This window comes from Streptomyces sp. NPDC017520 (assembly GCF_044329855.1).
Lineage (GTDB): Bacteria > Actinomycetota > Actinomycetes > Streptomycetales > Streptomycetaceae > Streptomyces.
On record NZ_JBIRKB010000009.1, the window covers coordinates 158016 to 172787 of the forward strand.

At 65.9% G+C, this 14772-nt stretch carries 3 protein-coding genes; all 3 read left to right on the forward strand.

From position 1 onward, the window contains the following. The first annotated feature begins 14 nt into the window (after positions 1-14). The 3 genes from ACH4KB_RS22710 to ACH4KB_RS22720 are packed head-to-tail and all read left to right on the forward strand — an operon-like array spanning position 15 to position 14772. Positions 15-4700, forward strand: a complete 4686-nt coding sequence (locus ACH4KB_RS22710; RefSeq protein ID WP_398067697.1) for an SDR family NAD(P)-dependent oxidoreductase — start codon at positions 15-17, stop codon at positions 4698-4700. Continuing rightward, the gene (locus tag ACH4KB_RS22715) at positions 4697-11521 is read left to right on the forward strand and encodes an amino acid adenylation domain-containing protein (protein WP_398067698.1); all 6825 of its coding nucleotides are present in this window, start codon (positions 4697-4699) and stop codon (positions 11519-11521) included. Before ACH4KB_RS22710 ends, ACH4KB_RS22715 begins: the two co-directional genes overlap by 4 nt. Before the next feature lie 44 nt (positions 11522-11565). Then, the gene (locus ACH4KB_RS22720) at positions 11566-14772 is read left to right on the forward strand and encodes an amino acid adenylation domain-containing protein (RefSeq protein WP_398067699.1); all 3207 of its coding nucleotides are present in this window, start codon (positions 11566-11568) and stop codon (positions 14770-14772) included.

Genomic DNA, 14772 nt, shown 5'->3' on the forward strand with positions numbered 1-14772 from the left:
GGGTTGGGATCCAGATGGACAACGTGAAGTCTTTTATCCTTCAGCAGCTCGTGAAGGAGCAGATCAGCAAAGCAGAGGCCAAGGCGCTGCTGGTCGAGTTGACCAAGGGAAAGCTGCACCAGGACGTCGCCGTGATCGGTTTGGCCGGACGTTTTGCGGAAGCTGATGGGGTCGATGAATTCTGGGAGCTGCTCAAGGTCGGGAAATCTTCGATCCGCGACTATCCGCAATTGCGGAAGAATGATCTGAACCAGGTCCTGCGAGACCCCCACTATTCCGAGCTGCTGCTCGGCAGGGTGGTCGATGAGGCCGATCTGGATAAGATATACGCGCGCACCGGATACTTGGAACGGATCGACCAGTTCGACGCCAGATTCTTCGGTATCCCGCCGCTCGAGGCGGATTACATGGACCCCCACCAGCGGGTCGCCCTCGAAGTTGCCTACGAAGCGCTCGAGAACGCCGGATACGGTGGGACGAGTGTCAAGGGGAGCAATACGGGGGTGTTCCTCGGTCGTGACTACACGAACCACTCGTATTACCGCATGGTCTCCGAGGAGAACCCGATGCAGCTGTCCGGCTCATGGGAGGGCCTGGTGGCCAGCCGGATCTCCTACCTGCTGGACCTCAAAGGACCGTGTCTCATGCTGGACACCGCGTGCTCGGCGGGCAGCGTCAGCATCCATCAGGCCATCCAGTCGTTGGTACTGGGCGAATGCGACATGGCGTTGGCCGGCGGTCTCAACCTTACGACGCTCGGCGAGACGACTGCCGAGTACGGCGCAGGGCTGAGCCTGGACAGTGTGATGTCCGATGACGCTGTGCGCACTTTCGACGCCCGTGCGACCGGGACGCAGTGGGCCGAAGGCGCCGGCATCGTCCTGCTCAAGCCGCTCAATCGTGCACTGGCCGACCGCGATCACATTCGGGCGGTCATCAAGACCTCGGCCATCAACAACGACGGCGCCTCCAGCAGCATCACCGCGCCCAACGCGCTGACGCAGGAGAGGGTGATCCTCGACGCGTGGGCGAAGGCGGGCATCGACCCGGAAACAATCAGCTACGTGGAGGCGCACGGCACCGGAACGGTGCTCGGCGACCCTATCGAGATCAAGGGCCTGACCAATGCCTTCCGTCGGCACACCGCTCGCCGGCAGTTCTGTGGGGTCGGTTCACTGAAGACGACGATGGGCCACATGGTGGCCGCATCGGGGGTGGCATCCCTTGCCAAGGTCGTGAAGTCGCTGGAGACGCGAACCTTGGCGCCCTCCGGCAACTTCGAGGAGCCCAACCCGTACATCAACTTCCCCGACAGTCCGCTGTACGTCAATGACCGGCTGGGGCCGTGGGAGGCCGGGGACGGTCCGCGCCGCGCCGCCATCAACTCGTTCGGATTCATCCGCACGAACAGTCACGTCGTGCTGGAGGAAGCCCCCGAGTACCGCAGCGAGGAACAGCGACAGGAACACTACTTCTTCACCGTCAGCGCCAAGACCGACGCAGGGCTGCGTTCACTGCTGGACCAGTACGGCACCATGCTGGCTGACTCCCCCTGGTCGCTGGCCGACATCTGCTATACCTCCAACATCGGACGTGGCCATTACGAGCACCGGGTACTCGTGGTCGCCGCGACGAAGGAGCAGCTCGCCGAATCCGTGGACCGGCTGCGACGGCACGGGCTCGGAAGCTCCCCGGATCAGGGAATCTTCTACGGTGTGCACGCCATGGTGAGCGACAAGAAGGATGCCCCGGAGCCGGGCGACATCACCGCCAGGGACGCCCGGCGGCTCGCGAAATCGGCGAATGCCCAGATCGCCGAAATCCAGTCCACCGGGGCCGGCGTCGCCGGCCTCGGCGATGCGTACATCCGTGGCGCCTCCATCGACTTCGGACAGTACTACGACGGCGAGGCCCGGCGACGTGTGCCGCTGCCCACCTATCCGTACGAGAAGGTCCGCCACTGGGCCAAGCCTGTGAAGACGCACGTCGACGGGATCACGGCCGCCAAGCGGACCCACCCGCTGCTCGGCACGGAGGTCAGCCGGTCGGATTCGCGCGTCGTATTCGAGAACACGCTGGCGGTGGATCGGCACTGGGTGCTGTCGGACCACCGGATCGGTCACACCTCGGTCATCCCGGGAACGACGTATCTCGAAATGGCCCGCGCGGCATACGCTGCGGTGGAGAGCACGCAGCGCATGCAGTTCGACAACGTCTTCTTCCTCGTTCCACTGGCCGTACAGGACGGGGCCGGTGCCGTCGTGCAGACCCGCCTCGTGCGCGCGGCCAGCGGCTACACGTTCCAGATCGCCAGTCAGCGGAACGGTGAATGGATCGCGCACGCCGAGGGCCGGGTAGGCCCGGTCGGCGACCACCCCCAGCACAGGTCTCTCGACATCGAAGCGTCCAAGAAGGCGGCCGTCGCGATCGAGGACCCGTACCCCTTCGCGGGAGACACCGGGGTATTCCAGTTCGGTCCGCGCTGGGACTCCGTCCGGACGGTGTGGAACCACGAGGCCGGCGCACTCGCCCTGCTCCGGCTCCAGGACGTCGATGCCGAGACCGAGGTCTTCGGATTGCATCCGGCCAAACTGGACAACGCGGTGAATCTCATCTCGCAGGACAGCGGGCACACCTACCTGCCCTACATGTACAAGCGCTTCGTGCTCCACGGACGCATGCCGGAGACGTTCTACACGTCGATCCGTGTCGCGCGGGACAACGGCGAGACGATCACCTACGACGTCGACCTCGTCGACGAGGACGGTCGCCCGTTCGCCGAGATCACCGACTACACGGTCAAGAAGGTCGACTGGGAAAGCTTCAGCCTTCAGGGCCCGAGCCGGTTCCTCAAGGTGGGCTGGAAGCCGACGTCGAACAGCGCCCCCGCGCCGAGCGCCTCCGGGAACGAGAGCGAGGTGTGGGCCGTGGTGGTGCTGGACACCACGGCGGGCCGGCAGGTGGTCGACGCGGTGAGGGCCGACGGACACCACGTCGTACCGTGCTACCTCGGTGAGGAGTCCGATCCCGACCGCGACCTGTACGCGCCGGACCCCGACGGCGTACGACTGCTGTGCGAGCGGCTGCTGCGGGAGAGGGTGAAGGGCATCGTGTTCGGTACGGACTTCGCCGCGGGCGCCGGACTGTCGCACGAGGAGCGCCGATCCTGCGGCGTCGACGCGCTGTTCGAGCTTTACCAGGGCCTCGGGACGCATCGCGTGAAGCTGCCCCGCGGGCTGAAGGTGCTCGGCAAGGACGCCTGGTCGGTCGTGGCCGACGACGCGATGACCGACCCCTACTCCGCCGCCACGGCTTCCCTGGCGCTCGTCATCGGGCAGGAACACCTGCCGGTCGACGTGGTCGACGCGTCCGCCGATGGGGACGTGCCGCACCTCGTGCGCGAACTCCTGAGGGGCGAGGGGCCGTCACTGCGGGCAGTCCGCGGCTCGGAGACGTACGCGCGGCATCTGACCTACGCCGAGGCTGAGAAGGCCGACGAGCTCTTCGAGGGCGGGACGTACCTGATCACCGGAGGTGCGGGGGGCCTCGGCCTCACCATCGCCTCGGAAATGGCCCGCCAGGGCGCCGAACGCGTCCTCCTGGTCGGCCGGTCGGAGCTGAACGAGCAGAAGAGGAAGAACGTCGAGGCCATCGGCGTGGCCGAGTACCTGCCGTGTGACGTGTCGCGGCCCGCCGCGGTCCGCGACCTGGCCGACCGCCTCCGCGCCGACGGGGTACGGCTGCGGGGCATCGTGCACGCGGCCGGTGTCGCCGGTGACGGCTTCCTCGCGACCAAGAAGCGGGCGGTCTTCGACTCCGTTCTCGCGCCCAAGGTGGACGGCAGCGTGGCCCTGGTGGACCTGGCCCGAGAGCACCCCGGGGCGTTCCTGGTCTTCTTCTCGTCGATCACCGCGATCATGGGCGGCCCCGGTCAGAGCGACTACTGCGCCGCCAACGCCTTCATGGACTCGCTCGCCGTCCGGGCCCGCGCCGAGGGCCTTCCCGCGCTCTCGGTCAACTGGCCCACGTGGACCGGTGCCGGGATGGCGGCCGACTACGGGATCGGCGCCCACGACGCGCCCTTCACAGCCGTGTCGGCAGCGGAAGGCGTAGCGTGGCTGGCCTACTTCCTCCAGAACCCCGCCGTCGGCGTCATCCCGGCCGAGTTCAACCTGCCGGTGCTGAAGGAGCAGTTGCGCGGCCTGCCCTTCGAGATCCCGTCGGACGTGGCCGAGGCCGCTGAGCACTTCGGTACGACCGCGGCGGAAGCGGATGAGGCACCGGTGGACGTGCGCCTCACCGGCCTCTCCGACCCGTCCCCGGTCGAGTCCCGGGTGGGCGCGATCTACGGGGCCGTCCTCGGCCTCGCCGAGGTGGACGCCCATGCCGGCTTCCAGGAAATGGGCGGAAACTCCCTCATGTCGGCACAGCTGCTGTCGAGGATCGAGGAGGCCTTCCCGGGCAAGGTCGATATCGCGGACCTGTTCTCGTACGCCACCGTCGCCGATCTCGCCGGCCACATCAGCGGGCAACTCGGCGAGGAGCCGGATGACATAGCAGGTCAGGGGCCCTCCGACGGCGGCCGGGAAGCCACAGCGGACGGCGGCACCGACCTGGCACTCCAAGAGGTCCTGGAGGAGATCGGCGACTCGGAGCTGTTCTCGGTCTTCGGCGACATCGAAGGCGAGGAGCGGCCGTGACTGGTGCGACCCGGCAGGCCCGGAAGAAGGAACTCCTGAAGTACCTGCTCCTCCAGGTGAAGCAGAAGGAACTCGATGCGGATCTGGCGAAGGAGTTCATCCGGGCCATCGGGCCGGCCCAGGAGGAAACGGACGACCCGATCGCGGTCGTGGGCATCGCCTGCCGGCTGCCGGGTGCGCCGGACAAGGAGACATTCTGGAGCAACCTCGTCGACGGTCGCGAGTCGATCGGCGACTTCCCGGAGCTGCGGGTGGAGGATCTCCGGCGCATCGACGGCGGAGCCGCGTATGTGAAGAGGGGCGGCTACCTCGACCGGGTCGACCTCTTCGACCCGGAGTACTTCGGTATCCCCCCGAAGGCCGCCGAGGAACTCGACCCGTACCACCGGAACATGATGGAAGTCCTCGTCGAGACGATGGAGGACGCCGGCTATTCCAGGAGTGACCTGCACGGGTCGAAGACCGGAATCTTCGTCGGCAACGATCACACGCACCGGATGATGAAGTCCTATCTGCCGTTCCTGCCGGAGATGGACTTCGCCGCGGTCTCAGGGTCGTGGTCCGGCATTCTGGCCAGCCGGCTGTCGTACCACCTGAACTTCCGAGGTCCGGCCGCCGTCCTCGACACCGGGTGTTCGTCCGGCCTGATCGCACTGGACGCGGCGGCGAAAGCCATCCGGCAGGGTGACTGCGACACCGCATTCGTCGGTGCGATCAACCTCCTTCTCCAGCCGCTTGGCCTCGGGAACGAGACCGAGTCCGACTTCGCCCGGGTGCGGGCGTTCGACGCCGCGGCGAACGGCACGGTGTGGAGCGAGGGCGTGGCCGGTCTCCTCGTCAAGCCGTTGTCACGCGCGCTCGCCGACCGGGACCACGTCTACGGCATCGTGATCGGCAACGCGGTCAACAGCGACGGCCGCAGCAACGGCATCACCGCCCCGAACGCCCGGTCGCAGCAGGAGCTGCTCATCAGCGCCTGGAAACGGGCGGGCATCGCACCGGAGTCGTTGTCCTACATCGAGGCGCACGGTACGGGGACCTCCCTGGGCGACCCGATCGAGATCAAGGGACTCAAGGGCGCCTTCGGCGCGTTCACGAACCGCAAGCAGTTCTGCGCCATCGGCTCGGTGAAGACGAACGTCGGTCACACCGTCGGGGCCGCGGGTCTGGTGTCGCTGATCAAGACCCTCCTGTCGTTGGAGCACGGCGTCATTCCGCCGTCACTGCACTTCGACGTACCGAACGCCTACGGTGATCTCGCTGACTCGCCGGTGTACGTGAACGACCGCCTCGGCGTATGGGAGGAGGGCGAGACCCCGCGTCGGGCCGGCGTGAGCAGCTTCAGCCTGACCGGGACGAACAGTCACGTGGTGCTGGAGGAGGCGCCTGCCGCGGCGCGGCGGTCGGGCACCGGCCACGGTCCGAACCTCTACCCGGTCTCGGCGCGGAACGAGGACCTTCTCGTCAAGACGGCGGCCGTGCAGCTGTCGTCGCTCGAGAACCACCCCGAGTACCGCCTCGACGACGTGTGCTTCACGATGCAGGTGGGTCGGGAGCACCAGCCCGTCCGCGCCGTCATCATGTGCGACGACCGCGCGGGACTCGTCGAAGGATTGCGGCGCTTGCTGCGTCCGCATGACGAGCGGGCGTCCCGCGACGACGTCGTCGTGTGGCGTGCCGACCCTGACTTCCCCACGGCCGACACCGGTCCGCGGGATCCGGGCGCTACCGCGCCCCACACTGCCGGAACCGGTCGGCGGACCGATCTCCCCGACCGTTTCCGGCACCTTTCGGACGCCGCCCGGCAGTACCTCGAGGGCCGCGACCGGCCGTTCGCGGCGCTGGAGCGGGACGCCGATGTCCGCCGGGTGCCGCTCCCGCCTCAGCTGTTCGACCACGCGCGGTACTGGGACGAGAGCGTGCGCGCGGCACCGGGCGCGGCCCCCGTGGCAGAACCGGAGTCCGGCGCGGACGACTGGGTCCGTGAGATCCTGGAGCAGCCGTCGCCGCTGGCGGGGGAACCGGACCCGGAACCTCACCGTTGCGTGATCGCGTGGGTCTGGTCCGATGTGCTCGGCTACCCGACCGTCCGCGGTGGTGACGACTTCTTCGCCCTGGGCGGGGACTCGGTGTCATCGATCAAGATCACCAACATTCTGAACGCGCAACTCGACCTCGACATCCCCGTCGGGGCGTTGCTGGCCGAACGGTACTTCGACGACTTCGCCCAGGTGCTCAACCAGAGTTGCGGGCTGACCGATGAGTACCTGCTCCAGCGCTCGAACAGCCGGCCCCGGGACGTACCGCGGCGCGAGACCGTCGTCGAGACATACGAGTTGCCCCTCACCGCGTCGCAACGCGGCATTTTCTGGTCCAGCCGGCTCGACGAGGAGTCCATCGCCTACAACGAGACCGCGCTGACCATGCGGCAAGGCACCATCGACATGGGGCAGATGCAAGCCGGCATCCGTGCGCTGGTGCGCCGGCACGACAGCCTCCGGTCGACCTTCCATCTCGTTGACGGTGAGCCGTTGCAGCGTGTCCACGCTGAGGTTCCCGTGACGATCGACCATCGGCGGCTGGCCCGCCCCGCCGGTGGGGAGACGCACGAGGACAAGGCGCGGGAACAGATGAAGGAGTTCGTGCGACCCTTCCAGCTGGACGAGGGGCCTCTGTTCCGGGTCGGATACTTCGAGTTCGACGACGACGTGAGCTGCGTGGCGGTCGACTTCCACCACACGGTCATCGACGGCATGTCGATGGGGATCCTGCTCCGCGACTTCTCGATGATCTTTGACGCCGTGGAGCCGCCGCCGCTGGCACGGAGCTACCGGTCAGCGATCCTCGAACTCCGCGAGCGGCAGAGCGGCACCCAGGTGGCCGCGCACCGGGACTACTGGGTGAGCAGGTTCGCCGACGGAGTGCCGACGCTCCAGCTGACCACCGACTGGCAACGGGCCGGCGTCATCACGGGTTCCGGGGCGACCCACTTCGTGGAGCTGGACGCGCGGACGCTCGAGGAGGCCAAGCGCTACGCGAGCGGGCACAACCTCACCCTCTACACCGTGCTCCTGGGCGTGTTCCAGCAGCTGCTGTCCCGGATGAGCGGGCACGACGACATCGTGGTCGGGGCTCCCGTCATGGGCCGGCCGGACCTGACGTACCAGGACCTCGTGGGGATGTTCGTCAACACACTGCCCCTGCGCATCACCGCTGATCCGGAGTCAAGCGTCGATGACTTCTTCACGGACCTGAGGTCCACGGTGCTGGGCGCCTTCGAGCACCAGATCTATCCGCTGGAATCGATCATCGAGGAGATCGCTCCGCCACGGGAACCCGGACGCCGTCCGATGTTCGACGTGTGCTTCGTGCACCAGAACGTGGACATGGGTCTGGACCGCGAGGACGGCCAGGTCATTCTCTTCGACGACGGCAGCACGAAGTACGACATCACCCTCAGTACCCGGGTGGTCGACGACCGGCTCCTGATGAAGTGGGAGTACGCGACCGGTCTGTTCACGGAGGAGACGATCGCGCTGTACGCGGATCGGTATGTGACGCTGCTGCGTTCCTTCCTCTCCGCCCGGGACGATGCCGCGCTGGACACCCTCGATCTGATGCCCTCGCGGGAGGTCGAGCGCATCCAGCAGCTCGCGACAACACCGACACCGGCACGCGACACGGTGGGCGTGGTCGGCCTGTTCGAACGACAAGTGGCGGCCGACCCGGACAAGACGGCACTGATCATGGGCGATGAGCGGATGTCGTACCGCGAGCTCAACATCCGTGCCAACCGTGTCGCGCACGGCCTGACTCGACAGGGCTCGGCGAACGGCCGGCCGGTCGCACTCCTGATGGACCGCTCCTTCGACATGGTCGTCGCGATACTCGGGGTTCTCAAGGCGGGCGGGCACTACCTGCCGTTGAGCCTCGACTTCCCGGCCGAACGCCTCGCGATCATGGTGAACGACTCGGGCGCGGACACCCTCGTAGCCTCGGCCGGCCGGATGGCCCAGGCCACTGAGGTCGCCTCCGCAGGAGTACGGGTCACGAATCTCGACTCCTGCATGGGGCTGACCGGCGAAACCGGTGACCCGGGCCTGCCGAGCAGAAGCGACGACCCGATCTACATCATGTACACATCCGGGACCACCGGGGTCCCGAAGGGATCGGTCGTCCGGCAGCGAGGTGCGCTTCGCGTCGCCCGTCCGTCGACCTTCGCCCAGCCTGACAGCAGCGACGTATTCCTCATGCTGTCGGACTACTCGTTCGACGGTTCGGTCTACGACATCTTCGGCGCACTCACCAACGGCGCCTCCCTCGTGATCATGGACAAGGCTGATGTGCTGGATCTCGACCGGCTCGGCACGGCGATCGAGCAGCACGAGGTCACCAGCTTCTTCATCACCACCGCCATGTTCAACGCGTTGATCGACCACGCGCCGGAACGCCTGGGCAGCATCCGCAAGATGATCTTCGGCGGCGAGGTGGCCTCCCCATCACACGTCAAGCGAGCGTTCGACCTACTCGGGACCGGACGGATCGCCCACGCATACGGCCCGACCGAGTCGACGGTCTTCGCGACGGTGCACCGGTTCGACAGCTTCGACGAGCGGGACGCGATACCCATCGGCCGGCCCATCAACGACACCTCGCTGTGGGTCCTCGACGAGAAACTGCGGCTCCAGCCGATCGGCGCGCAAGGTGAGCTGTACATCGGCGGCGACGGGCTGGTTGACGGCTACCTCCATCAGCCCGAGTTGACCGAGGAACGATTCGTCACCTCGCCGGCGGTTCCGGGCCGGCGACTGTACAAGACCGGTGACCTCGTCACCCTCAAGAACAACGGGCTGATCTACTACGCAGGGCGCATCGACGATCAGATCAAACTGCGCGGATACCGCATCGAGCTCGCCGAGATCATCCATGTCGCATTGGAGCAGCCGTACGTCCAACTGGCCTACGCCGGAACGTACGAAAGCGGTGAGGGCGGCCGCAGCCTCTGTCTGTGGGTGCGGTACGCGGAAGGGTTCGAACCCGACGACGCGCGACTGCGGTCAGCGCTGGAGCGGCGTCTCCCGCCCTACATGGTGCCGGCGTTCACCATCCCCACCGACGAAATCCCGTTGAACAAGAACGGCAAGGTGGACGTGGCGGCGCTGCCGCGACCGGAGGTCTCGTCCAAGGCGGAGGCGAGCGGCCCGACCACCGATATGCAGCGGCGTATCGCGGCCGCCTGGTCCCGCGTGCTCGGCAGTACCGTGGAAGACGTCGACGCCAACTTCTTCGCGCTCGGCGGCGACTCGATCAAGGCCATTCAGATCGTCTCGGCGCTCAAGCAGGCCGACATCCCAGTCCAGGTCGGCGATCTCCTCGAACACCTGACGGTCCGCACCTTGGCGGAGAAGGCCGCCGGCGGTCCGGAGGGTCAGCCTGAGATCCAGGTCTACGATCAGGCGCCGGTAACCGGCCGCATCGTCCCGAGCCCCATCCAGCAGCAGTTTCTCAGCGACGTCGACAACCACGTCAGAGTGTTCACCCAGTCGATGCTGATCACCTTCGCGGAGCCGGTACCCGAAGACCGGTTGGTGCATGCCGTGTCGCGTCTGGCGCGATATCACGACCTGCTCCGTGTCCAGATCGATGACCACGGTGGCCTCCTGATCCGGGACCCGGACGCGGAGTCGTTGGTCCATGCCGAAGCCGCGCCCGAGGGACTGGCCGAGGACTGCCGATCGGAGTACCTGCGGTCGTTGCAGGCGCATGTGGATGTCCGTGGCGGGCCGGCCGTTGCGGTGGCGACCGGGCTGGGTGAGCAGGGCGAGCAGTGCGCCTTGGCCGTCCATCACCTCGCGGTGGACGTGGTCTCCTGGGGAGTCCTGGTGGAGGACCTCCTGGCGTGCCTGGCGGACCCGGACGTCGAGTTCGCGCCCAAGTCCATGCCGTTCCCGGACTGGGTCGCCGAACTCGAGAGGTATACGCGGGACGGCGGCTTCGGCTCGCAGGTGCCCTACTGGACCGATCTGGCGCAAGCGGCAAGTGGTACCGCCGACCTGTTCCCCGAACGGGACGTCGCGCGCGAGGACACTGTCGCCGAGGTGATCCGCTTCGACGAGGCTGACGTGGGTGGTCTCTTCGACAAGGCACGGGACGTCGATCAGCTCGATGCCGGCCAGGTCATCATGGCCGTCATCGCCCGTGCGCTGGGCACCTGGAAGGGACGGGACCGGATCCTGTTCACCCTGGAAGGTCATGGCCGCGAACCGTTTGGCGGTGACCATGACCTCAGCCGAACAGTGGGGTGGTTCACCAGTGCCTTCCCCCACCTGGTCAAGGTCGAGGACGGTGTGGACCGCACCCTCGATTCGATCCGGCGCTCGTTCGAGAATCTCCCCGACAAGGGGTTCGCGTTCGGCGCCCTGCGGTGGTTCGACTCGAACCGCGGCGAGGAAAGGGACCTGCTGGCCCACGTCCGCCCGCAGGTCAGCTTCAATTACCTGGGCGACCAGAGCAGGCACGCCGGCGATATCGAGGTCCTGCACCTCCCGGCGGACGTAACAGTGGCCCGGGACCACCGATCGCCGTTTGTGCTGGACTTCAACGCGTTCCGCAACGACGGGGACATTCTGGTCGAGGTCAGGTACCCGGTGACCTGGCGTGAACGCGGCGACGACCGTGACCTGTTCGCGGCCGTGCGAGCGGCTTTCCGCGAGATCCGCGACACCGTCACGGCCGCTGATCGAATGGCCATGCGCACCTCGACGTCGGTTGACAAGGACGTACTCGACAGCGTCCTCCTCGACGTGCTCGGCGAGAACTGAGGTCCGACGACGATGCGACACGGTGCACACAGGGAGTTTGGTTCATGATGGAAAAAGAGAACATTCAGTCCGTTTCAGGCCTGGCGGCCATGCAGAAGAGCATGTTCTTCAGCTACGCCGTGGACACGAACACGGATGCCTACGTGGAGCAGTTCGACTTCGCCGGCAGTGGCGCACTGGACGCCGAGTGTCTGAGCACCGCGCTGGGTGCACTGTCCCAGCACTACAGCGTGCTGCGAACGATCTTCTCCTTCCGGAACACCGACGAGCCGTACCAGATCGTTCTCAAGGAGTGGGCGCCCACCCTCGAGGTCATCGACTACAGCGAGCTGCCCGAGAGCGGACCCTCGATCGCGGCGTTCAAGAAGGCCGACCGCACCCGCGGATTCGATCTGACCAGGGATGTTCTGCTCCGGGCGACGTTGATCAGGACCAGCGAGGAAAGCTGGCACCTGATCTTCACCTTCCATCACATCATCTTGGACGGCTGGTCGCTGGGTCCGCTTTTCGGCACTCTGTTCCGCTATTACGCCGAACTCGTTCGGTCGGGCGAGTTTGAGCAGCAGTACGAATCACGTCCGTACAGCGACTACATCACGTGGTATGAACGGCAGCGCGACGATGACGCGCAGCAATACTGGACGGACGTGCTCGAAGGCTACGAACGGGCGGCGTCGCTGGTCCCGGACCAGCCGCACCCCGGTCAGCAGCCCGACGGCTACCGGGGGGTCAACCATCGGTTCACCCTGCCCGATGAACTCCACGACGGCCTGAAGCGGTTCGCCCAGCAGGCCCACCTGACGCAGAGCGCCGTGTTCCAGGCGGCCTGGGGCGTCGTACTACAGAAGTTCACGTACTCCGACGACGTGGTGTTCGGCACCGTCGTGTCAGGCCGCAGCATCGACCTCGAAGGTGTCGAGGACATGCTCGGCCTGTTCGTGAACACCCAGCCGTTGCGGGTGACGACTCAGGCGGATCAAGACTTCATCGGCTTGTGCCGAACCGTGTACGACTCCTACCGGCGAGCCAACCCTTACGAATACTTTCCGCTCTACGAAACACAGCGGCTGAGCCGGCTGAAGAGTGATCTGCTGGATCACTTCATCGCGTTCGAGAATTACCCGCTGTCGGACCAGATGCAGACGTTCGGCGGAGACGGGGCGGGTGGCCTGCGGTTCGAGGGCGTTGATGTCATGGAACGGACCAGCTACGACCTCGCGATCACGGTCAACCCTGGTCACGATTTCGCGGTCACCTTCACTTACAACGCCGACCGGTACTCGTCCACGTTCATGGAGACGCTGGAGCGCAGTCTTGTGCGCGTGCTGTCGTCGGGCATCGCCAATCCGATCGTTCCCGTGCGGGAGATCGCGATTGAGGATCATGCCGGTCAATCCGGTCCGGCTTACCCAGCACCTTTCCTGACGTCGATGCCACTCGACTCATCGCTGGTCAGCATGTTCAAGCACGTCGTCGAGAGACGCGGGGACGAGACCGCCCTGGTGTGGCACGACAAGGAGTACACATACCGCACGCTCGATCGCTGGTCCGATGCCGTGGCATGGCAACTCAGCGAACTCGGAATGGGCGCCGGGCAGGGTATCGGTCTCCTTTCGGACCGCCGGCCGCACATGATTGCGGCGATGCTCGGAATTCTGAAGATCGGCGGCCACTACGTGCCGATCGACACGAAGGACGCCATGTCTCGCGTCGAGTACATCCTGTCCGACGCAGGCGTTCCCCTGGTATGCACGGTGCCGGACTTCAGTGAACAGGTCCCGGGGTCTGTGAAATCGGTCCTGGTTGACGAACCCGCCGACGAAGTTCCCCCTTTCCAGTGGTGTCACGAGGCAGACGCCGCTTACCTGATGTACACGTCCGGATCCACTGGCGATCCGAAAGGCTGCGTGATCACCCACCGCAACATCGTGCGCCTGGTCTCCGACCAGAAGTTCTTCGACTTCGACCACAAGCAGGTCATGCTGCAGAGCAGCTCGCCCGCATTCGACGTCTGTACGTTCGAGGTGTGGGGAACGCTGCTGGCCGGCGCGAAGCTGGTTCTCCCTGACGAGCTTGACATTCTCGACGGCGACCGGCTGCGCGAGCTGCTCGGGAGGCACCAGGTACGCAGCATGTGGCTCACATCGCCGCTGTTCAACCAGCTGTGTGACCACGACCCTACGACCTTCGCATCGCTGGATCACTTGCTGGTGGGCGGGAGCGCGCTGTCTGTTCCGCACGTTGCGAAGGCTCGCCGGGCGTGTCCGGATCTGCGGATCACCAACGGGTACGGGCCCACCGAGAACACTGCCTTCTCCACGACACACGCGATCGTCCCGGGTGACCTGCTGGGGAGCCGTATCCCCATTGGACGCGCTTTGGCTCACTCGACAGCGTACGTCCTCGACTCCGGCCTCAACCTGCTTCCTCCCGGTGCGATCGGTGAGTTGTGCGTGGGGGGAGAAGGAGTGTCCGCCGGATATCACAACCGTCCCGACTTGACCAATGCCCGGTTCGTCACCTCGCCGGCACTGCCAGGCGAGCGGATCTACCGCACCGGCGACCTCGCCCGGATGTTGCCGAACGGGGCATTCGACTATCTCGGCCGTGTGGATGACCAGGTCAAGATCGATGGGTTCCGGGTCGAGCTGGGTGAGATCGAGAGCGTTCTGCGGTCCCTCGACACGATCGAGGACGGCGTGGTGATCGCAGTGGAGAACGGCGGCGAGAAGCGGCTCCACGGGTACTACGTCGCCGCCAGGACCGTATCCCCCGAGAGGATTCGGCAGGAGCTGGCACACGTACTGGCCGGCTACATGGTTCCCGCCGTCCTGGTCCCGCTTGACCGCCTACCGCTCAACAAGAGCGGAAAGGTGGACCGTCACCGCTTGAAGACTCTCCGCCCCGAGCCCGGCACCGGGCAGGACGCGCCCGGATCCCGTGATGCGTCGTGGGCCGAGCAGCAGCTGCAGGACATCGTGGCCGACGTCCTTTCGAGCTCAAAGGTCGACGTCCACCAGAACTTCTTCGAGCTCGGAATCACTTCCCTGAATCTCCTGGCCATCAACAACCGGCTGCGCAAAGCGTTGGGGCACAACCTTCCGCTACGGCTCTACTTCGAGCACAACTCGATCTCCTCGCTGGCCGCCCACATCGAATTTCTGACAACGGAGAAACGCTCTGCCCCGGACTGGGACGCAGCGGATAGAGAGGATGTGAAGGATCGTGGACAGAGGAATGGCGGTAAGTAA

Coding starts and splice junctions, on each gene's coding strand:
- ACH4KB_RS22710 (WP_398067697.1), top strand. CDS start 15: ATGGACAACGTGAAGTCTTTTATCCTTCAGCAGCTCGTGAAGGAGCAG.
- ACH4KB_RS22720 (WP_398067699.1), top strand. CDS start 11,566: ATGATGGAAAAAGAGAACATTCAGTCCGTTTCAGGCCTGGCGGCCATG.